16 protein-coding genes are annotated in these 21,282 nt (G+C 45.5%); 9 read left to right on the top strand and 7 right to left on the bottom strand.

The window, feature by feature from the left end:
* On the bottom strand, nucleotides 1-2,222 hold a 2,222-nt coding region (locus tag ACLQ3M_RS14590), incomplete at its 3' end, for a phage/plasmid primase, P4 family (RefSeq protein ID WP_411678424.1).
* Nucleotides 2,219-4,150, bottom strand: coding sequence for a bifunctional 3'-5' exonuclease/DNA polymerase (locus tag ACLQ3M_RS14595; RefSeq protein ID WP_411678425.1), 1,932 nt, complete (start codon nucleotides 4,148-4,150; stop codon nucleotides 2,219-2,221). The genes ACLQ3M_RS14595 and ACLQ3M_RS14590, both read right to left, overlap by 4 nt.
* A 158-nt stretch (nucleotides 4,151-4,308) precedes the next feature.
* On the opposite strand from ACLQ3M_RS14595, the gene ACLQ3M_RS14600 reads away from it, so the two are divergent.
* The 6 genes from ACLQ3M_RS14600 to ACLQ3M_RS14625 all read left to right on the top strand — a co-directional run bounded on the left by ACLQ3M_RS14600 (nucleotide 4,309) and on the right by ACLQ3M_RS14625 (nucleotide 12,017).
* Nucleotides 4,309-4,563, top strand: coding sequence for a helix-turn-helix domain-containing protein (locus ACLQ3M_RS14600; RefSeq protein WP_411678426.1), 255 nt, complete (start codon nucleotides 4,309-4,311; stop codon nucleotides 4,561-4,563).
* Nucleotides 4,564-4,630: 67 nt separating this feature from the next.
* The gene (locus ACLQ3M_RS14605) at nucleotides 4,631-5,815 is read left to right on the top strand and encodes a restriction endonuclease (RefSeq protein WP_411678427.1); all 1,185 of its coding nucleotides are present in this window, start codon (nucleotides 4,631-4,633) and stop codon (nucleotides 5,813-5,815) included.
* A gap of 37 nt (nucleotides 5,816-5,852) precedes the next feature.
* Nucleotides 5,853-7,340 carry a DNA cytosine methyltransferase gene (locus ACLQ3M_RS14610; RefSeq protein WP_411678428.1) on the top strand — a complete coding sequence of 496 codons (1,488 nt, stop codon included), beginning with the start codon at nucleotides 5,853-5,855 and terminating at the stop codon, nucleotides 7,338-7,340.
* The gene (locus ACLQ3M_RS14615; RefSeq protein WP_411678460.1) at nucleotides 7,333-8,955 is read left to right on the top strand and encodes an ATP-binding protein; all 1,623 of its coding nucleotides are present in this window, start codon (nucleotides 7,333-7,335) and stop codon (nucleotides 8,953-8,955) included. Before ACLQ3M_RS14610 ends, ACLQ3M_RS14615 begins: the two co-directional genes overlap by 8 nt.
* Nucleotide 8,956: 1 nt before the next feature.
* Entirely contained in the window at nucleotides 8,957-11,092 is a 2,136-nt protein-coding gene (locus tag ACLQ3M_RS14620) for a Z1 domain-containing protein (RefSeq protein WP_411678429.1), read from the top strand.
* Between the two features lie 4 nt (nucleotides 11,093-11,096).
* A complete protein-coding gene (locus tag ACLQ3M_RS14625; RefSeq protein ID WP_411678430.1) occupies nucleotides 11,097-12,017 on the top strand; it encodes a PD-(D/E)XK motif protein in 921 nt (306 codons plus the stop codon).
* Nucleotides 12,018-12,128: 111 nt separating this feature from the next.
* On the opposite strand, the gene ACLQ3M_RS14630 is transcribed toward ACLQ3M_RS14625, so the two are convergent.
* The 5 genes from ACLQ3M_RS14630 to ACLQ3M_RS14650 form a co-directional block, all read right to left on the bottom strand.
* Nucleotides 12,129-13,598, bottom strand: coding sequence for a recombinase family protein (locus tag ACLQ3M_RS14630; protein WP_411678431.1), 1,470 nt, complete (start codon nucleotides 13,596-13,598; stop codon nucleotides 12,129-12,131).
* A complete protein-coding gene (locus ACLQ3M_RS14635) occupies nucleotides 13,598-13,762 on the bottom strand; it encodes a hypothetical protein (protein WP_411678432.1) in 165 nt (54 codons plus the stop codon). Before ACLQ3M_RS14635 ends, ACLQ3M_RS14630 begins: the two co-directional genes overlap by 1 nt.
* A gap of 202 nt (nucleotides 13,763-13,964) precedes the next feature.
* Nucleotides 13,965-15,425 carry an asparagine synthase (glutamine-hydrolyzing) gene (gene asnB, locus ACLQ3M_RS14640; RefSeq protein ID WP_411678433.1) on the bottom strand — a complete coding sequence of 487 codons (1,461 nt, stop codon included), beginning with the start codon at nucleotides 15,423-15,425 and terminating at the stop codon, nucleotides 13,965-13,967.
* A 102-nt stretch (nucleotides 15,426-15,527) separates the two neighbouring features.
* Complete coding sequence (locus ACLQ3M_RS14645; protein WP_411678434.1) at nucleotides 15,528-16,085, bottom strand: DUF1836 domain-containing protein; 558 nt, start codon at nucleotides 16,083-16,085, stop codon at nucleotides 15,528-15,530.
* Entirely contained in the window at nucleotides 16,078-16,938 is an 861-nt protein-coding gene (locus ACLQ3M_RS14650; protein ID WP_411678435.1) for an AraC family transcriptional regulator, read from the bottom strand. The genes ACLQ3M_RS14645 and ACLQ3M_RS14650 overlap by 8 nt, the downstream gene beginning before the upstream one ends.
* A gap of 182 nt (nucleotides 16,939-17,120) precedes the next feature.
* Between ACLQ3M_RS14650 and ACLQ3M_RS14655 the strand changes: the two genes are divergently transcribed.
* The 3 genes from ACLQ3M_RS14655 (at nucleotide 17,121) to ACLQ3M_RS14665 (ending at nucleotide 21,239) form a co-directional block, all read left to right on the top strand.
* Nucleotides 17,121-17,522 carry an OadG family protein gene (locus tag ACLQ3M_RS14655; protein WP_411678436.1) on the top strand — a complete coding sequence of 134 codons (402 nt, stop codon included), beginning with the start codon at nucleotides 17,121-17,123 and terminating at the stop codon, nucleotides 17,520-17,522.
* Nucleotides 17,523-17,560: 38 nt separating this feature from the next.
* Entirely contained in the window at nucleotides 17,561-18,706 is a 1,146-nt protein-coding gene (locus tag ACLQ3M_RS14660) for a sodium ion-translocating decarboxylase subunit beta (RefSeq protein WP_411678437.1), read from the top strand.
* Between the two features lie 214 nt (nucleotides 18,707-18,920).
* Nucleotides 18,921-21,239 (top strand): ATP-dependent helicase, encoded by a 2,319-nt coding sequence (locus ACLQ3M_RS14665; protein ID WP_411678438.1) that lies wholly within the window; start codon nucleotides 18,921-18,923, stop codon nucleotides 21,237-21,239.
* Nucleotides 21,240-21,282: the final 43 nt, after the last annotated feature.

Raw genomic sequence — 21,282 nt, forward strand, 5'->3', positions numbered from 1 at the left:
TCCATCAAACGCCGAAGCCCGGCCATTGACCACGCCAGTATGCCGTCGGCCTCGGCGGCCAGCTTTTCTTTCAGATTCGGGTCGCGCTTCTCCTCCGGTATTGCCCGGTCAAAGCGGATCAGCATCAGGCGGCGGTAGAAGCCGTCCGAGCGGTCGGTGTAGCTCTTGGGAACACTGTTGCAGGAGAACAGTAGCCGTGCAAAGGGCTTGAAAGAGAAGTATTCCTTAAATTTATGCTGTGCGGAGATATAGTCCTCGCCGGTGATTGCCTTGAAGGTTCCCGTGTCACGGATATTCTCGGACGGGAGGTCGGCGAACACATTCGCCAGTTTGCCGAAAAGCTGGACCGTTGCGAATTTCTCGTCCAGCGCCTGCCAGGTTAGGGTGGATACATTGTCAGCGCCGAGCAGGACGTCCTGCACCACGGACAGGAACGTCGATTTTCCACTGTCGCCTTTACCTACAATTACAAACGATTTCTGCGCTTTGTTGACCGGAATGAGAAAATATCCCAGAATCTCCTGTATCAGCGGGACTTCGCTTTCCGGCAGGACATCGGAGAGGTAACGCATGAAAATAGGGCACTGTGATTCCGGGTCATAATTTCCGCCCAGCCGGATTGTGGACAGGTATTTCGGGTTGTGCGGCAGGAATTCATCGGTCATCACGTTGTACAGCCCGTTTTTAAAGTTCATGATGTAGGGATTTACATTGATCTCACGCACTGTTTTGTCGACCAGCACCTGCCATTGCCATTCCGCGTCCCGGATTTCAGCCGCCAGCGCGTAGCGCGCGTTCATATAGGAACGCACCTTTCGCTGTGCGGTTTTGTCGTTTTTCGGCAGATACACGCCGTTTTCATAAAAATAGTAGCTGTCGGCACAGTAAAAAACATGCTCGTTCTCGGCGCAATGGTCGGCGAGCACGCCGGGCAGGAAATTCCACTTTCCTTTTTCGGAAACCTCATACCACGTGGGAATCTCGCTTCCGCGCCGTTCCTTGCGTGCTTCCTGTGTTGCCGAAAAAGATTTATACAGTTCTTTTTGGTAGGCCGGAAGCGTTTTGAGGTCAGCCGCCTTGAATTTAAAGTGGTTCTTGATATTGTCGCCGATAAACGCACCCGCGATTCCGGGGTCGATGTTATAAAGGTAATCGTTGATAAACCGGCGCGCCGTATGAATGTCGACGGCGGCCTCCTGCTTGGTTTTGACGGATGCGAGCGCTTTTTTCAGCTCTTCCACGCTCATCGGGTGAAATGCCAGCCCCGCCGGTGATTTGCAGGCGCAGCTGCCGCCGCGCATTTTCGGGCAGACAAAACCGCGCTCCGCAATTTTCCGGCAGGTCATCGGTTTGGTGCCGGATTTATAGAAATGGTCGATTTTCGCCTGTGTGGCGTCATAATCGTAGGCCGGATACGGTTTCGACAGCTTGTGGATGACGGCCTCGCCGCCCTCGAAAACCGCCAGATTGGAGATCATGGCGTACCAGTCCGGCTCTGAGAGAGTTTTCGCGTCCCTTTTACAATGCTGAATGAACGCGCAGTGAAGGCCCACCCTCACTAATCCTTTCTGGGTGCCCCGATCTTTAATCGGGGCTGAAGCGGCGCGCGGCGGTTCGCTTTCTTCGGGAAGCTCCGGAAGAACAGCCTCGAGCTCTTTCTGGGTGTACCGCAGTTCCGGGCTGAATTTAACGCATTCCACAGGAACAGGTTCTTCCTTGCAGTGCAGAAAGCTCGGGAGACGGAAGACCCGGCTTTCGTTTACGCAAGCCGGGTCTGCTCCGAAATATGCGACTAGCCGCCTCTGGATGGACCGGAAGCGTTCCACTTTGGCATTTTTCATCAGCCAGTAGCAGTGAAGCGACTTTCGGGTCCTGACGATCAGCGATGGTTCGAGCGGAAAAGCCTGTATTTTCGCCAGCTGCTCTTCCAGCGGAATATCGTCGCATTCCATGAACTGGGCGTTGATGCGGGTAATTTCGGAATCCTCATGCCCGCCGTAGTTGATGACAAAATATATCCCGTGATTCTGCCTGTTGTGGGCTTTGAGCGTATCGACAATTTTGTCGAAATGCCCTTGTTCTATTTTCAGTTTCTGACCGGAAAACGCGTTATCGGGGCGGTCGGAGAAGATTCGCAGGCAGACGGACTCCGCCGGTTCAAAAAACGCGCCGAGGAATTCACCTGGACTGACCGGAACCGGCTTCAGAGAATATTCGCTCACAGGCATTCCTCCAGTTCATGCAGCTCCCCAAACCGGGTTCCGGCGGCGGCCTCTGCCACAATCGGCACTGAAAATGCATCAAAAGGCCTCGTTTCCATGCAGTTTTTGATGAAAATAACGGCTTCTTTGAGGTGATTTTTGGGCAGTTCAAAGACCAGTTCGTCGTGAATTTGCAATAAAGGACAAAGCCATGGGCGTTCCGGCAGGCCCCGGATAATCCGTCCGAGAGCAAGTTTGAGAATGTCCGCCGCCGTTCCCTGAATCGGCGTGTTCATAGCCACGCGCTGCGCGAAGGACTTCACATTCCAGTCCCGTGAGGTTATGCCCGGCAGGGAGCGCCGTCGACCGAGCCATGTTTCGGTATATTTGCGGAACTCGGCGCGCTTTTTCGTTTCCTCCTGCCAGCGCGAAAGGCGGGGGTATCCGGCTTTGAGGTTGCGGATAATGCTCTCGCATTCATTGAGCGAAACATCCAGCCCGGCCTTGAATTTCAGCGTTTTTTGCAGTCCTTTCGGGAACAGCCCGAAAAAGGTACCGAAGTTGCAGTTCTTGGCGATGGTGCGCCGCTCTTTGTACTCCGGCGCGCTTTTGTTCTTTGCCTGCTCCAGCGGAATTTTGTAAATGACAGAGGTGGTCTGGGCGTGGATATCCCCGCCGGAACGATAGGTTTCGAGCATCTTTTCATCCTTGCAGTAGAACGCGCCTACACGCAGTTCGATCTGTGAAAAATCCAGCGACAGCAGGATTCTTTCCTCCGGCGCGGTGATAAAATTGCGGACACCGATATCGTCCGCGCCCGCCCTCGGCATATTCTGGCAGTTCGGATTTTTGGATGCGAAGCGACCCGTTTCGGTGGCCAGCGGCAGCAGATCGGGATGGATGCGTCCGGTAGCCGTGTTGACATACTTGAGGTATCCGTCTATGTAGGTAGATTTGATCTTTCCCCAGCGCCGGTATTCCTGCACCAGATCAAAGAGGCGAACCAGCTCCGGGCGCTTTTTTTCACAGTGTTCTTTGAGCAAAATCAGTGCCTCGTCATCGAGCGCGTTCTGTTCCTTCTCCGTTTGTTTCACTTTCGGCAGCTTCATACGTTCAAACAGATATTTTTTGAAAGCGGCGGTGCTGGCGTTCGCGCCGATGGGGATGTCGCCGATGATGAATTCAATTGATTTGCGAATTTCCGTAAGATGTTTTTCAGCCTCGACCCGTTTCGCTTTCATTAATTCCACATCGAAAGGAAGCCCGTTATACCGCATCAGGCCGACATAGACGGCGGTGGGGGATTCGATTTTTTCTACGATAAACCGGTGTTTCGGCAGAAAGCGGTCAAACCAGTTGTTGAGCAGATGATACAGGCGCAAAGCGTAATCCGAGTCGGCACAGGCATACCGAACGGTGCGCTCCGCTTGCGGATCAAGTTCATCAAAATGAAGACCGCCGACCGTTTCGGTATAGGACGGCAGCTGCTCGCCGAAGTATTCCGGTACCAGCGTTTTCAGGCCGCAGTCGCCGAGCGAACGGAACTCCTTCTCGTTTTTATACACCAGCTGAGCCGCCGCGATGGTGTCGTAGCAGGGTTCCTGCACCACGATGCCGCGCGCGTACAAAAACGCGCTCTCAAACGCGAGGTTGTGGACAACCTTGGTGACGGCGGGGTTCATGAAAAGCTCCGGTTTTAGCCACGCCCAAATAGCATCCTGTTCGGCGGCGTTTTGCCCGACACGATGTGTTAGCGGCAGATAGACGGCGTCACCCTCGGCTACCGAAAAGCTGATGCCGACAATATGCGACTTATGCGCGTCCAGCGCGGCGCGGTCATCGTTCCGGTATGAGTCATCCGGCGCGGTTTCAAAGTCGAAAGCGACGATGGTCGCACCGGAAAGGTAGGCTTGCAAGTCCGACAGAGATAGAATTGACTGATATGGCATGGACATTCCTCCCGCAAGCATAATTTCCTTTAATGCATATGCGCGAAGATGGGGGGATTTATTTTGTCCATTGTTAGTATCACTAAAATTAGTCGTTTTTTGTTGCTATATTGTTGTCAACACGGTATAATATTTCCATTAGGTAAAGGAGCTGTTTTATGCGAGCGGATTACAAACGGTTATGGAAACTATTGATAGACCGCGACATGAAGAAAAAGGACTTGCGCGATGCAGCACATCTCAGTCCTTCTTTAATGACAAAATTGAATAAAAATGAAAGTTTGACTACAAATACGCTTGCACGTATTTGTGAGGTCTTGGATTGTCGTATCGAAGATATCATGGAGTTTGTGCCTGAGTGTTCTGGCGAGAGAGAACGGAAAAGTACGGATGGATTCGGAGTGTACATTTAGAGATATTATTGGGCAATAACTAAGTGTTTTGCCCTGCTTTCAGCAGATGAGAGGTTGATGCTTTGCTATGGAAATATATAATTTTGACGAGTTGACGCAAGCTCCCTTGCTAATTGATGCAATATATAAAGGCGGTACGGCGAAAAATATTTCGGCTGAACCATTACATACTTTGCTACCAAGAACATCCAATCAAGGCGGTTTTAGAATTACTCATCGTCAAGACAATATGAATTTACCAGCCTATGTTGTTATATATACATCTTTATCTGAACTGGAATGGCCTGATTATCTGGATGCAGAAAGTGGCGTATTTCGATACTATGGTGACAATCGTCATCCTGGTAATGATTTACACGACACGCGTAAAAAAGGCAATGCTTTGCTTCGAGATGTTTTTTCTTGGCTAAACAATCCAGATGATATTAACAAAATTCCTCCTTTCCTGATATTTCAGAAAACCGGTGACGGTAGAGATGTCAAATTTCTTGGCTTAGCTGCTCTAGGTAATATTAATATTCCACCAGATAGAGACTTAATTTCATTCTGGAGAACTATGAATGATCAAAGATTTCAAAATTATGAAGCGTATTTTACGATACTTGATTTAAAGCAAGAGAGTATCTGCAAAGATTGGCTAATTTCATTGGTGTATGATTACGAAAACAATATTAAATATGCACCTATGTGCTGGAAATCGTTTATTTCAAAAGGAAGAAATGGTATTAAGCCTTTAAAAGCTCCAAAAATTCAAAATATACCATCAAAGTATGAGCAATTAACCAGCAACGAAAATGATAATGAAATTATTCAAACAATTAGTGATTTTTACAAAAGCAATCCACAGGGATTTGAAAAATGTGCATCCAGCATTATACAGATAATGGATCCAAATTTCTATGAATTTAATCTTACACGACCATGGCGTGACGGAGGACGAGATGCACTTGGAAAATATAGAATTGGTGTTCGAAATAATTATTTAAACGTCGAATGTGCATTGGAAGCTAAATGCTATTCTGATAATACCTCAGTTGGGGTGAAAGAAACTTCGAGACTAATTTCAAGAATTAAATATCGTCAATTTGGTATTTTAGTTACTACAAGTTATGTCGATTCTCAAGCGAGAAAAGAAATACTAGAAGATGGTCATCCAATATTGCTTATTACTGCAAAGAATATTGCATCCATCTTACGAAGTAACGGAATTGTTTCATCTACAGTGCAAGCTTGGCTGAAAGCGCTTGAATGATAAGAATAATGTTAAATCAAACGCTGAATGCTGAATCATGATTTTTACAGATAAGATATTCTTTATACAGGAGAATCGTTGGTTTATGAAATATAAAACAGTTACAGAGGTGGCAGAAATTTGGGGAGTTTCGGCTACTTGGGTTACAATTCTGTGTAGCACAGGAAGAATTTCGGGCGCTGTGAAAAAAAACGGTAGGTGGAGAATACCGGAAAATGCCCAAAAGCCACAAGGTTCTCGACGTCAACCTACAAAAAGATGTACAGCAAGATTTACATTTATCGATCTATTTGCAGGCATAGGTGGTTTTCATCAAGCGATGAGATATCTTGGTGGAAAATGCATAATGGCAGCGGAGATAAATGAAGCTTGTGTTGAAACATATGCGCTAAATTTCAAAACAAAAGAAGATGAAATTCGTAGAGATGTGAATGATATTGCCCCATCAAGCATTGAATCTTTTGATGTGTTGTGTGCAGGATTTCCATGTCAACCATTTAGCAAAGCAGGAAAGCAAAAGGGTTTTAAAGATAAAACACGTGGAAATTTATTTTATAAAATATTGGATATTATTGATGGCCATTCTGAAATTAAATTTATTATTTTAGAAAATGTTCGAAATTTAGCCGATAAGTCAGAAAACTGGGATATTATTTGTAAAGAACTTATGCAGCGAAATTTTTACATTACTGAAGCTCCAATTATTCTTTCTCCAAGTGACTTTGGTATACCGCAAATTAGGGAAAGAGTATATATTTTGGGAATTAGAAAGTCGATTCGCAATGAAAAAATTCTCACAAATGGATATATTCACATTGAGGATTTAGCTATTGATAGATATTTTAAAAAATGTAAAATGGGGGACGCTTGGAGCATTTTAGAAGATAATGTTTCAGATTCATATAATATTCCTGAAGAGCAGGAGTTAATGATAAATGCATGGGATGAATTAAGACGAGAAACAAGAATAGGAGTTATAGGTTTTCCACTTTGGATTAGTTGTTTCGGAGTAGGTATTGATAATACTGATGACCTGAAAATTAGTTTGGGATATGAATCCATGCCGGACTGGAAAAAGAACTTTGTTAATCGTAACAGAGAATTTTATCTATCTCATCGTGCTTTTATAGACAATTGGATGGAACGGTATGATATGAAAAATCGTATAAAACTTTTTCAGAAATTTGAATGGAATTGCGGCACAGATGTAACTGATATACATAACACCATTATACAAGTACGCCAATCTGGAATACGTGTAAAACGTCCAACCTATTATCCCTCTTTGGTTGCAATTGTTAATACACCTATAGTGTGGGATAGAATTAAAGAAAGGTTCCGATATATTACGCCTCGTGAAGCTGCTAATCTTCAAAATTTTCATGCGCGATTTAAGTTTGCTGGAACTGATAAGGAGATATATCGGCAATTGGGGAATTCTGTAAATGTAAGAATTTTGAAAATATTAGGAGAGAGTTTGTTCTCTTTGGCACAAGAAGATTGGGACGGTGAAGAAAATGGTTGATTTGAATAATTTCGATGAACCTGCTAATGGCAGGAATCGGATCTCTGTAGTGAATGAAGATACATATGAACTTAATATTCAACCAGCAGCTAGTATATTGAATGTTTTTTCTCGCTTAAGTTATAAAGCGTGGTATGCAATTGCTGAGTTCGTTGATAATTCAACCCAATCATATTTATCCCACATTGAAGAATTAAATGGGCATTCAGATATTAGATTAGTGGTAAAAGTACGATACTCGATTGAATACAATACATTGACAATTACAGATAATGCTTATGGGATGGAAATTGAAAAATTTAAAGATGCCATTTTACTTGACTCTAAAAACAATGAGCAAGTTGGTCGTCATGAATTTGGTATGGGACTAAAAACGGCAGCTTCTTGGTTTGGTAATATATGGAGTGTGAAAAGCACTCAGTATGGATCGAGTAATGAATTTAATGCGACCGTAAATATTCCTAAATTGAAAAACGAGGGGCTGAATTCGGTTCGTATCCATCGCAGCATTGTTGATGAAAACAAGCATGGAACTACTATAACCATCTCTGAAGTTACAAAAAAAATAACAGGGCCTAGGACTATTGCGAAAATAAGAGATCTGCTATCGAGTATGTATCGTCGTGATATTAATAATAAAAACATCGAGATTTGGTTTAATGATGAGCCTATTGCGTTTGATGACTATACAATATTAACTAATTTTAGAGGTAAAACATGGAAAAAGCCTTTGGATTTTACAATAATATTCGACACGAAAAATTACCATATTACTGGTTTTGTCGCTATTATGAATCCAGGTAGTTTTCCGAAAGCGGGATTTGCCTTGTTTAGACAAGATCGAGTTGTTATTGGTGGTACAGATGCCAACTATAAACCAATGCAAATATTTGGACAAATTCAAAGCCAACGTTCCCTAAAATTGTTTGGGGAACTGAATATGGATGATTTCCCCGTAAATCAAGCAAAAGATGGATTTATTTGGGATGATGGGCTGGAAGATGTATTTATTGAGGCCTTAAAAATGAACATTCAAGATTACATAGAGATTGCTGATCTATCAAGAAAAGAACGTGAGAGTGAATCTCAGTATTCAACTGAAAATTCAAATAAATTGCAAAAAGAAATTGAAAAAGCCATTGAAGGACTAAATGGGAATGATGACAGTTTTGATCCGAATGGAGAATATCCTTATGCTCCAATTAATAACAGTGACGATAAAACTTCTTTGGATACGAAAGAGTATATCGAAACAATCCTTAATATTGAAACTGAGGCAACTGTTGTTGGAACAGTGCGCACTTATAATGTGCCCATTAATCAAATAACAACTCAGAGAGTAAATGTACAATGGGCTGTAGGAAAATTGAATTATTGGATCGATTATTCTGAAAATGAGAATGGAGAAATTGATGTTCAAATTAATATTGATCATCCGTTTTTCATGCCATATGCTAAAGATGAAAATTTTAAAAAGGTACTCGAAAAGTTTGTATTATCATTTATTATTGCGGAGCAACAGGCTCGATTAACTTCGGACAAAGAAGGGTATATTATGGCGGCTACAATTAAAAATTATATGAACAAATATCTTTCTAAGATGGCAGGTGAATAAAATGGAAGAGTATATCATTAAAGAGCAAAACGCAAACGAATTTACAATAGTTCAGGGCGAGTTTTATTCAAAGATATACAACAAGCATGTTCTTTCATACGGTGAACAAGGGGCAAATAATATTAGAGATAATATTATTTCTACTTATAGGGAATCTCAACTTCAATTATATTCTCACCAAAAAAATAATAACATGCTCTTAGTAGGCCGTGTTCAATCAGGTAAAACTTCTAATCTTGAGTTGTTCACTGCGCTAGCCTTTGACAATGGCTATAATCTTGTTGTGATTTATGGTGGATATGATAATACTTTGCTAACACAAACAACAACTCGTTTTAAGAAAACTTTTGATATCCCGAATGATACAACTTATGATAATAGTGCACCTGTCATTTTTTCTTCTGACGATAGTACTCAACTATTATCTGTTGATGATGAAATTATTGAAGATTTACTAGAAGCTAAAAAGCCAATATTTCTTATTTCCATGAAACGTCCAGCGGCTATGAGTAAGGTAAATAGATTGCTAACTCGCATTAATAAAAGTAATCTTAAGGCTTTTATTATTGATGATGAAGGAGATCAAGCCAGTTTAAATACAAAGAAAAACAAGGTTAAAGATGCTTCTGCTACATATGCGGAAATTGTTAAAATGAAAAGTCTTATTTCGGATCCTTTATATTTGTCGGTAACTGCAACACCACAAGCCAATATATTCTTAAATGAATATAGTGCACTAAGGCCAGATAGTATAAGACTTATTGAACCAGGAAAAGGATATTGCGGAGCTGAAGTTTATCATCTTTTTAATTCAGATACGATTGAAATAATTGATGAAGCAGAAGAACTTACGGGAAAATTATCAGCATCCCTCAGAAGTGCAATTAATCATTACTTAATTGCAAGTGCCATTATGAAGTTACGTGGAATTCTTACAAGCGATATGATTATTCATTCTCATCGAAATGTAAGTGATCACAGCGAAATTTATTCTTCTATTGATGGATATATTCAAGAGTTTAAGGATACCGTCAAATATAAAGATGAAAGCTTTCCCATTAGAAAAAAGGAATTATTCAAAGTTTACAATAATTGCTTTTCAGAGCAAATTCAAGCGAAATATTCTTTTGATGATATTTTTGAGAAAGTCTGTGAAGTCGTTAAAAGAACCTATATCATCCTTAAAAATTCAGCAGGGAGAATAACACAGGCAAACGAAAATTTAAGAAAGCATAGAATTTATATTGGGGGAGATCTTCTTCAACGTGGTGTTACCTTCCCTCGATTAGTGACTACTTACTTTACGCGCTGGGCGAATGACGGTGGGAATATGGATACCAATTTGCAGAGAGCTCGTTGGTTTGGATATAGGAATTCATATATTGATATTTGTAAGATATTTACAACAGAAGAAATTGCGAGGGAATTTACCACTCTGTCGGAAATTGAAGAAGATCTGTGGGAACAATTTTATTCTATCCAAAATGGCGAAATGGCTATCAATGATATTCTAATTCAGGCGGAAAATACAAGACAGAAACCCACTCGTAAAAATGTCGCATCATATAAATCCGTAGCCTTTAAAAGTAGGTGGATTAAGCAGCGAGTTGGCATCTTTGATAAAATCCAACTTGATCACAACAATAATGTAGTTCTTTCTGTATTAGAAGGGTTACCTTTAATAGGTACTAGTGCAGGGAGAGTAGATGGTGCCCAAACAGCCTCATATGTGCTTCTATCTAAAGACAAAATTAATAAATTGGTTGAGCAGATTCAGACGGTCTTTGACCTTGAGCCATTTGAGAGAAAGCCCTTGGCAGACTTGCTTGCCACTGAGACAACTATTCCGGTTATCCTTATGAGTGGCTTTGATGGAGAAGGGCGCAAAAGAAGTTTTTATAGAGACAACAAAATTTATGCACTTCATCAAGGTGCTGACAGCAAAGAGACCGAAAAAATTAACTATCAAGGCGATAGCTTTGTTATTGTTAATAAAGATTGTGTTAATATTCAAATACACAAAATTATACCCAAGAAGGAACTTTCGTCAGGTAGAGTACAAGAACTCCCTGAATTCACTCAATATATGTTTGCAATCTATCTCCCTAAAGAACGTGTATATTTTGTAAAGGGGTGATTGTGTGAATACTCAATTATTAAATAACTTAAAACTTATACCTACTACAGAATCTATTTATTTACTTGAAAAATTGACGGAGAGTTCGGGCTTTTTTGGTACACAAAAGAAGTTGTTGTATGCAGCAAAAAACGTACAGCAACTCGAGCACAATAGTGTCGATACTGAGTTCCTTTCGATTAAGACCCATGTTTATATTAGCGCTATAGAAAACACTTCACAGTTTTCAACTGGCTATTATAATATAATTCAATTTAAAGGATCAATTGAGGATAAAAACATAGAGGCATTTATTAGGCTTTGTCGCATTTACAGTACCCATAGTGAAGAATTGAGCTTCTGGGATTTTTTTTATTCATTGTCTAGCCTTTTTCAACCTTCACAAGAGCAGCATTTTAAAAATCTTGTTGGGTTATGGGGCGAACTAACATTTATGAAGAAAATATACAATTCTCTTAATAGAGATTTATCATCTGATTGGCATCGAAATGGTACCTACTCAAAATACGATTTTATTTCCGATAAGGCGAATATTGAAGTTAAAACAGTAGTAAACGACTTGCCTATTGTTAAAATTAAACATTTACAGGTTTTTAATGAAGAAACAAATTTTCTAGTTGCAATTTGCATTGAAAATAACAGCCATGGTGAATCAATTATTGATCTAGTTGAATATCTTCGAAGTATTCCCAAATATTTCAATAGTTTAAGTTTTAACATTAATATTGAACGTGAGTTGCAACGAATATCACCTGTTGAGGCAAAAGAAACCAAGTTTAAATTGATTTCCTGTTCATTGTATAATTCTAAAGATTTAAACGTTTTTACAGACATTCCGTATACAATATCTGATTTGCAATATGTCTATAACTTATGCGACGCAGCACCAATAAATATTGCTACCGAGCAGAATCAACTATGGTAATGTGAGGAGACGAAATGGTTACATAATGTTTCTATATGCTGGATGACATGATCTGCCAGTCGTGGAGGCAAGACTTAAATCCCAACACATGCAAATACGGACAAAAGCACTTTACATTCTCCACCGTACTTCCCGAATCTTCACCTGCCCAAAATACTCGCCTTTTGGCTTCACGCTTTCAATGACAATCCGCTCTACAAACTGTTTCAGGAAAGCGCGGCGTTCGTGGTTCGATAACTTATCCCAGTTCTCTCGAAAATTCCGAGCGATTTCCTGTGGCTTGGCCGCCGTGGGTTTGGGAGCGGCGCTGAGGCGTTCCAGTTCGGCACTCAGAACCAGCTTATCCGATGCGACCAGCTTCTTCATTTCGCGGTAATCATCAAAGTCAATTTCGTTATGGACATATCGCTCCAGTGTTTCGCGTTCCCTTGTTTCAAGGCCTTTCAGCTTGGCTTCCAGCGACAGGATTGCTTCGCTGTTGTCATGCTTGATTTTTTTCTCTTCTGCACGAGAAGGATTATCCGCATCATTAAAATCCGCGATCTGGGATATGTATTCCTCGAAAGCCGCCTCCACCTTCTTGTGGCTCATACTGCCGACGGTACAGGTCCCGAGAGTATGATTACAGCATACATATCCGACCGTAATTTGAATTTTCGTTTTTAACTGTTTGCGGGACTCATAGGTTTTCATCTTGTAGCCGCACTTTGCGCATACCAAAAATCCGGCAAAATATTTATTGTCATTCGGCGGCTTTGTGATACCTACCTTTTTATTTTGCTCAAGAATGTCCTTCGCAGCATCAAAAAGTTCCTGTGGAATAATCGCTTCATGCAAGCCGTCGTATTCCTGCTTGTGTTTGGAATCGTTCATGTGGTGGCGCACATCGCCCACATAGTTGCAATTGGTGAGGACGCGCCTGACTTTCACAGACGACCATGTTTTGTCTTTCTTCGTTAATATACCGCGCAAATTAAGCCGCCGCGCAATGTCCGTGAGTGTAAGTCCGTTGTTCACAAACATTTCAAAAACATCCCGTACGACTTCGGCTTCGGCGGGATTTACTGTTTGCATTTTTTGGCCCTTCACGCGGTCATATCCGAAACTTGCCGACGATGTGCAGAGTGAATACCCTTCCTTCACCTTGCGTTCGACGCCGACCCGTGTTCGCTCGATAATGTTTTCACGCTCAAACTCCGCAAAGATCCCGATGATTTTGATAAACATTCTGCCGGATGCCGTTTGTGTATCAATAGACTCCATTAAGGAGTTGAATTCGCAGTCATTGGCATTGAACAGGTCAACCAAATAAATCAAATCCGCCGTGGAGCGTGTGAGGCGGTCGATCTTGAACACCAGCACGTTTTTAACGAGCCCGGATTTTACGTCCGCAATCATTTCTTTGACCGCGGGGCGTCCGGTAATGTCTTTGCCGGAGATGCCTTCGTCGGCGTATATTTTATAGATTGACCAATCTTTGATTCTCACATAATCCTTGAGCTTCTGCTCCTGTGCCCGGATGGAGAAACCTTCCTGCGCCTGTTCCTCTGTGGATACGCGAACATAAATTGCTGTTTCCATCAGCCACTGCTCCTATCATCTTTATTGATAGGATTTTGCGGCGGCTCATCTTTTTCACTGTTAAGATCTGCTTCCATGGCTTTGCACTGCGCCTTCAAAAAGAATTTTAACATCCGTTCCTGTAACGTCTTTGGCAGTTCAATTCTTTTTGAATCGTCGGACATATATTTCACCTCGTAAAATGCTCTTTGGTAAAATATATGTGGGAGGCATTTGGAATAAAGATTGTCCGTAGAAAATCGGTTCTATAAATCCATACACAGTTTTTAGAGGGGAATTTCTATTCACGCGCCGGGGAGGTGAGCGCATGGCAGACAGTCTTTTCTCAATGCCGTGATGCGATTTTAGAAAACCCATGCGAAACAGCTATGCACATAGATCATTGGTATAAGGTATCGGAGCTCCAGGGTCCAGCAGGGTGGTCATAAACCATTTGATGTTCAGGTATGAAATTTCCCTGCGCCGCGCCTCCTGCGCGCTCTCGTTTTCCAGTTTTGGAACTTCAGCGATGGATTCCTCGTAACGCTGGTTGACGTAATCCTCCAAATCCAGCGCGTCGTTGATTTCGGGTTTAAACAGATCCGTCCGTACGGAAAGGTCCGGTGACCAGGGGAAACAATGGCCATCGAACGCTTCTTTTTTATGGAACCAAGGGTAACCGCCGAAAATCTCATCGGCACATTCTCCGCTGACCGCGACGACATGATCTTTTTTTATCATCCGGCAGAAGTGAAGGAGGGAGGAGTCAACGTCCGCCATGCCCGGCATGTCTTTCGCGTCCACCGCGTCATAGAGCTTGTCGGCCTGGCTCAGATTGTCGCATTTGAGGACGGTGTGGTTCGTCCCGCAGTATTCCGCCATTTTTGCAGCCCAGGGATCGTCGGAGTCCGGCTGGAAGGCGGTTGGCTTGAAATATCGGTCGTTGCCTGTGAACTCAAAGGAATAAGTGGAGAGAATTTGGCCTAAATCCCGGTACTTGCGCGCCGCGACCGACGTGACTATGCTGGAGTCCAGTCCGCCGGACAGGAACGTGCATAACGGAACGTCGGAAACAAGCTGCCGGGTGATCGCGTCTTCCAGAAGGTAGCGCACATGTTTGACCGTATCCTCGTAGCTGTCCGGATGTTCGTGGCTTTCAAGCTGGAAATAAGGTTTGACTGAAAATCCGTCCCGGTCCGATATGGCGAAGAACCCCGGCTTAATTTCATAAATATCCTTGAATACGCCGACGCCGGCTGTTCGGGCGGGACCGATTCCAAGAACTTCGCAGAGGCCCTTGCGGTCAAGAATCGGGTTGATTCCCGGGTACTGCAGCAGAGCCTTGATTTCGGAACCAAACACCAGCCGGTCCCCCGCAAGGGTATAAAACAGGGGCTTTACGCCGAACCGGTCGCGGCAGAGAAAACAGCGATTCCGCCTTTCGTCGTCAATGGCAAAGGCAAATATCCCATTCAGCTTTTTGGGGCATTCTGAGCCGTAGTGAATATAACATTTCAAAAGGATCTCAGTGTCGCTCGTGGTTTCGAACACATAGCCGATTGACTCCAGTTCACGGCGCAGCTCGTCGCCGTTATACAGTTCCCCGTTGTAGACAATCGTGTACCGGTATCCGCCCGCGTAAGCGGTCATTGGCTGCTTCCCGCCTTCCAGATCAATGACCGCAAGCCTCTGATGCGCGAAAGCGGCGTGGGTTGAAATAAATACCCCATTTTCATCGGGTCCGCGGTGCCTCAGCGTATTGCCCATACGCCTTGCCAGCTGACCCAGAAAAGGGGCCTCTTCGGTAAAATCTTCGTTGTAGTTACAAAAACCTGCAATCCCACACATATGGAACCCCCTCCTTCGAAGTTACATTATCATATTATGTGAAATTGTAATTATGGTTCTAGAAAACAGCCCCGCGGGGATTTGACCCGCGGGGCGTTTCGTTCATTTCTTTTCTTTCTCGGCTCTCGGTTCGCTGTTTTTTGCAAGCTCGCTTAAGATTCTTTCCGCAGCCGTGCGCCGGGCGTTTGCTTCAATCGAAAGTTCAATCGCCAGCCTGGTCAGGTCTGCCTCGCTTTGCTGCGAGGTGGATCGGATGCGTTCACAGACTTCCTTCATCGCGGTGGTCTGGTCTTCGCAGAAGCGGTCGTACATTTCATTTTGCGAAGCGTTTAACAGCAGCGTTTTCACAAGAGAGGAAATATCCTGAATGGAAAGAACCTGCTTCAGCATGCAGATCACCGTCAGAATTGCAAGATGATCGCGGGAATATTTTTTTTGCTCCGGGCGGGGAAGTACTCCGTCCTTCACATAGTTGTTGATCATGCTGGAGGTGAGCAGATTCGTTCCTTCATCCCGTTCATACAGGCAAAGCTGCTTATTCATGTAAGTCAGCACCTGATCCATATATAAATAGATTTCCGGGAGCCGTTCCCATTCCACGGCCCTCGACTCTTCAATTTGACCGATCCATTTCTGAATCCGTTCTGTTGCCTCACTCATGCGCTTTTTCCTCCCCTGTATTTCTGTGTCCGCCGGCGGTGTAACGGCTGGGCGGAACGCCCATGTACCGCCGAAACACCCTCGAAAAATAGAGCTGGTCGGAAAAACCCGTGGAATAGGCCGCTTCTCCGACCGTCAGGCCGCCGGCCTTCAGCAGCCCGGCGGCTTTACCAATCCGGTAACGCATTAAGTATTCGTTTGGCGGCATGGAAATATGCTGCATAAACAGGCGGTAAAGGTGACTGCGGCTGATGCCGGCGCTGGCGGCGATGCTGCTTACGGTAATATCGCCCGAATAGTTGTAATCAATGAATTTAATGGCCTTTTTTACATACTCGTATCCGTTGTCCTGCGGCTGAGCGGGTTTTCCAAACCGGTCCATCAGCGCAGCCAGAAAGAGCAGCAGACCGGATTCCATGCGGGCTTCTTCGCTGGGACTTGATCCGGAGGAATTGCAGATATCGGTCAGCAGGCGTTCCAGCCTGTCGTCCCCACCGTAATGAAAAACCGGTTCCCGGTCCAAAAGGCCCGTCTGGTCCATCAGGCGTTTCGCGTCGCTTCCGTTAAACCCCACCCAGCAGTAGGTCCAGGGGTCCCTGTCGTCGGCGGAGTAGGATACCAGCTGGGACGGAACCACAAGAAAGCCGTCCCCCACGGATAAACTGTGCTGTTTTCCGCAAGAGCGGAATTCCCCGCGTCCGGACACAATGTAATGAATCAGATAATGATCCCTGACAGCCGGACCCCAGGAATGCCGCGAGGCGCAGCGCTGCACGCCGCAGCTGTAAACCGCAAGGCCCAGACTGTTGTGAAACGGATCCCGGAAAGAACGTCTGAATTCCTCTTCTCCCATGAGACGCCGCACCTCCTTTTCTTCAATTTTATTATAATTCCGAGCAGGTTTAGATGCAATAAAAAACAAAAATTGATGAAAATAATTGAAATCAATTTTGGGATCAGTTATAATAAAAAGCATATTCGATCATTTTTAACTGGCTTTGACCGGAATTTTCATGCGGGAATGGGGACGCGACAATGAACTTTCAACAGGAAGTGCAAATATCACTGACGGTCTTGATTACAGGGCTTGTAGTCGTATTTTTAATGCTGATTTTTTTAACTCTGGTGATTAAGGGCTATGGGAAAGCGGTGAATTCACTGCAATCCAGGCTGAATCAGCGGCCGCGGGAAAGCATGCCGGTTCCCAAACCGGAGTTGGTTCCGGCCGCTGCTCCCGCGCCGAGTGAACCGGTGACGGAAGATGTTCCCGCTGTTGAGGAGGGAATACCGGAAGAGGTTCTGGCTGTGCTTGCCGCCGCGGCATACAGTGTGATTCCGGGCGGTGTTGTTACCTCCGTGCGCCGCGCGGCGGTGCAGAGCAGAGCAAGGTCATCGTGGGGAATGGCCGGCCTTCTTGAAAATACACGGCCGTTTTAATTCATTGAGGCTTTTGGAGTAGGGGAAGGATTGGTAAAGTGACGATATTCAGTGGATTTCTCAAATCGGTTATGAAAATATTTGAAACCTCGGGCCTGGTCGGCAACGATCCGCGCAATTATGTCATGATCTTAATTGCGGGAGTTTTGATTTATCTGGCGGTGAAGAAGCAGTTTGAACCGCTGCTCCTTCTTCCCATCGCGTTCGGCATGCTGCTTGTCAACCTGTATCCCGCGATTATGGCTGCGCCGACCGATACGGAAAACGGGGGGCTGTTTTATTACCTGTACCTCGGCGTCAAACTGGGAATTTATCCGCCGCTGATTTTCCTTGGAATCGGCGCCATGACGGATTTCGGCCCGCTGATTTCCAACCCGAAAAGCTTTCTTTTGGGCGCCGCGGCTCAGCTCGGCATATTTACGACTTTTATCGGCGCGATTTTTCTTGGGTTCGAGACAAGGCAGGCGGGCTCCATCGCCATTATCGGCGGTGCCGACGGGCCTACCGCTATTTTTGTCACTTCCCAGCTGGCCCCGAAGCTTCTGGGGCCCATCGCGGTGGCGGCTTATTCCTACATGGCGCTGGTGCCGATTATCCAGCCTCCGATCATGAAGGCCCTGACGACTAAAAAAGAACGCTTGGTGCGCATGGAGCAGCTTCGCCCGGTCTCCAAGCTGGAAAAGATTCTGTTCCCGATCATCGTAACCATCCTGATTTCTCTCCTTCTTCCGGATGCCGCTCCGCTGGTCGGAATGCTGATGCTCGGCAATCTGTTCCGTGAAAGCGGGGTTGTGGACCGCATCAACAAAACCGCTCAGAACGAACTGATGAATATCATTACGATTTTTCTCGGCACAACGGTCGGCGCAACCGCTACCGGGTCCCTGTTCCTTTCCTGGGGGACGATTAAGATCGTGATTCTGGGACTGCTGGCTTTCTGCATCGGAACCGCCGGCGGCGTCCTGTTCGGCAAGCTGATGTGCCATATGAGCGGCTATAAGGTCAATCCGCTCATCGGTTCGGCCGGTGTGTCCGCGGTTCCCATGGCGGCGCGTGTGTCCCAAAAGGTCGGCCAGTCGGAAGACCCCGGCAATTTCCTGCTGATGCACGCAATGGGACCGAATGTCGCGGGCGTGATTGGTTCCGCGGTTGCGGCGGGCGTTCTGCTCAGCATCTTGAAGTAATTTTCAGCAATTTTATTTCGCCCGCACGTCCGGATGGCGTGCGGGTGATTTTTGTATTGTGACTGTTCCGAGGGGGGGCTTGTTTGCACTTTTCCGCGGAATACGATACAATAAAGAATACGGGCTGCAGACCCGATTTTGATTTCTGGCGGTGGAGTACATGTCTGAAAATATGGAACTGAGGAAAAAGGTTCTTGAGAAAGAGTTTTCCCGAATGAATGCAAAACAGCGGGAGGCGGTTTTTACCGTTAACGGACCGCTTTTAATTCTGGCCGGCGCCGGAAGCGGAAAAACAACGGTTCTGGTCAACCGTATCGCAAATCTGGTTCGCTACGGAAATGCCTATCAATCCTTACAAGAACTTTCTCTGACCCCGGACGAGACGGAAGAGGTCACACGCTTTTTGGAGAGCGGTCAACAGCTTTCTCCGCAAACGCGCGAACGGCTTGCGGACGACCCCTGCCCCCCTTGGAGGATCTTAGCCATCACCTTTACCAATAAGGCTGCGGAAGAGCTGAAAAATAGGCTTGGCGCCATGTTGGGCGAAGCCGGCGACGAGGTCTGGGCGTCAACCTTCCATTCCTCCTGTGCCCGCATGCTGCGCAAGGACGGAGAGCGCCTCGGTTTTACGAGGCATTTTACCATCTACGATACCGACGATTCCCGCAGAGTCATTAAGGATTGCCAGAAGAAACTGGGAATTGACGACAAGAAGCTTTCTTATAAAGCGATTCTTGCGGAAATCTCCAGCGCAAAGGACAGTCTCATCGGACCGGATGAGTATATCAGGGACGCGGGGGGCGACGAACGGGTTGAAAAGATTGGTGCCGCGTACCGCCTTTATCAGGCGGCGCTGAAAAATTCGGACGCCATGGATTTTGACGATCTGATTGTGCACACGATCCGGATGTTCCAACAAAACCCGGACGTTCTTGAATATTATCAGAACCGGTTCCGTTATTTTCTGGTGGACGAATATCAGGATACCAGCCACGCACAGTATGTATTTATCAAGATGCTGGCTCAGAAAAGCGGCAATCTCTGTGTGGTGGGCGACGATGATCAGAGTATTTACAAATTCCGCGGAGCGACGATTGAAAATATCCTGAGCTTTGAAAAGACGTTTCCGAACGCCAAAGTGATCCGGCTGGAACAGAATTACCGTTCCACCAAGACGATTCTGGCGGCGGCAAACGCGGTGATTTCGAACAATGAAAACCGGAAGGGGAAAACCCTGTGGACTGAAAATCAGGAAGGAAGAAAAATCCAGGCCAGAACGGCTTCCAGCGAACAGGACGAAGCGTCTTTCATCGCGGACAGAATTTTGGAAGGAGTGGCTTCCGGCCGCGGATTTTCCGACTTTGCCGTTCTTTACCGCATGAACACGCAGTCAAACGCTTTGGAAAAGGTTTTTGCAAAGTCCGGAATCAAATATCGGATCATTGGCGGCCAGCGCTTTTATGACCGCCGTGAAATCAGGGATATGACGGCGTACCTGAATGTGATCAATAATCCGGACGATGAAGTGCGGCTTCAGCGGATTATTAACCGTCCGAAAAGGTCCATCGGGGACAAGACGATTGCGCAGGCATCGGAAATCGCCGCCCAACTGGGCGAAAGCCTGTTTTCCGTCATCAGCCATGCGGATGAATTCGATCCGCTGAAACGATCGGCTCCCAAACTTCTCGTCTTTTCCAAAATGATACAGGAGCTGTCTGAGACGGCTTCGGACGGGAAAACGGAACTCGGGGAGCTGTATCAGCAGCTCCTGCAAAAGACAGGGTATCTGGACGCTTTGCTGGCTTCCGGTGAGGAGGATGCACAGGACCGTGCGGACAATGTGCGTGAATTGTCGACCAACCTGATAAAGTATGAGGAGGATAACGGAGAAGAAGCGAGTCTTTCCGGATTTTTGGAAGAGGTTTCGCTTCTTACGGACATCGATAATTACGACGGCTCGTCCGACGCCTGCGTCCTGATGACCATGCACTCAGCGAAGGGATTGGAATTTCCGGTTGTTTTTCTTCCCGGCTTTGAAGAGGGGATTTTTCCGGGGATGCAGGTGCTCTATAATCCGGGAGAGGTCGAGGAGGAGCGCAGACTGGCTTATGTTGCGATCACGCGTGCAAAAGAAGAGCTATACATACTGAACTCCGAATACAGAATGCTGTTCGGCAGCAGTTTGCACAATCTGCCTTCGCGGTTTTTGCGGGAAGTTCCGGAGGAACTGCTGGAGAAAAGCCGCGCGCGCGACTGGAAGAAACCGAAGCCGGGGGTTGTCCTTCCGACTTCGGCAAGGGAAGCAAGGGCGGTTACCACCGAGGCTGCCCGCAATTTTGGGCCCGCTTTCACTCCGGCCGCGGAAACGAAGCTTGTCTTTCGAACCGGGGACGGCGTTGTGCATAAAACCTTTGGAACCGGAGTGGTCCTGTCGGCTTCCTCCATGGGGAACGATACTCTGCTGGAGATTGCGTTCGACAAGGCGGGCACCAAAAAGCTGATGGCGAATTTTGCCCGTCTGCAAAAAATATAATATCATTGCACGATTGAAAAACAAGCCCCGTCTGAAAAGAATC

The organism is Caproicibacter sp. (assembly GCF_046707225.1).
GTDB lineage: Bacteria > Bacillota > Clostridia > Oscillospirales > Acutalibacteraceae > Caproicibacter.

What these genes read in the sequence shown, in the direction of transcription:
- ACLQ3M_RS14655 (WP_411678436.1), top strand. Translation starts at nt 17,121, where the DNA reads ATGAACTTTCAACAGGAAGTGCAAATATCACTGACGGTCTTGATTACA.
- ACLQ3M_RS14600 (WP_411678426.1), top strand. Translation starts at nt 4,309, where the DNA reads ATGCGAGCGGATTACAAACGGTTATGGAAACTATTGATAGACCGCGAC.
- ACLQ3M_RS14630 (WP_411678431.1), bottom strand. Translation starts at nt 13,598, where the DNA reads ATGGAAACAGCAATTTATGTTCGCGTATCCACAGAGGAACAGGCGCAG.
- ACLQ3M_RS14665 (WP_411678438.1), top strand. Translation starts at nt 18,921, where the DNA reads ATGAATGCAAAACAGCGGGAGGCGGTTTTTACCGTTAACGGACCGCTT.
- ACLQ3M_RS14605 (WP_411678427.1), top strand. Translation starts at nt 4,631, where the DNA reads ATGGAAATATATAATTTTGACGAGTTGACGCAAGCTCCCTTGCTAATT.
- ACLQ3M_RS14595 (WP_411678425.1), bottom strand. Translation starts at nt 4,150, where the DNA reads ATGCCATATCAGTCAATTCTATCTCTGTCGGACTTGCAAGCCTACCTT.
- ACLQ3M_RS14615 (WP_411678460.1), top strand. Translation starts at nt 7,333, where the DNA reads ATGGTTGATTTGAATAATTTCGATGAACCTGCTAATGGCAGGAATCGG.
- ACLQ3M_RS14620 (WP_411678429.1), top strand. Translation starts at nt 8,957, where the DNA reads ATGGAAGAGTATATCATTAAAGAGCAAAACGCAAACGAATTTACAATA.
- ACLQ3M_RS14610 (WP_411678428.1), top strand. Translation starts at nt 5,853, where the DNA reads ATGATTTTTACAGATAAGATATTCTTTATACAGGAGAATCGTTGGTTT.
- asnB (WP_411678433.1), bottom strand. Translation starts at nt 15,425, where the DNA reads ATGTGTGGGATTGCAGGTTTTTGTAACTACAACGAAGATTTTACCGAA.
- ACLQ3M_RS14650 (WP_411678435.1), bottom strand. Translation starts at nt 16,938, where the DNA reads ATGGGAGAAGAGGAATTCAGACGTTCTTTCCGGGATCCGTTTCACAAC.
- ACLQ3M_RS14645 (WP_411678434.1), bottom strand. Translation starts at nt 16,085, where the DNA reads ATGAGTGAGGCAACAGAACGGATTCAGAAATGGATCGGTCAAATTGAA.
- ACLQ3M_RS14635 (WP_411678432.1), bottom strand. Translation starts at nt 13,762, where the DNA reads ATGTCCGACGATTCAAAAAGAATTGAACTGCCAAAGACGTTACAGGAA.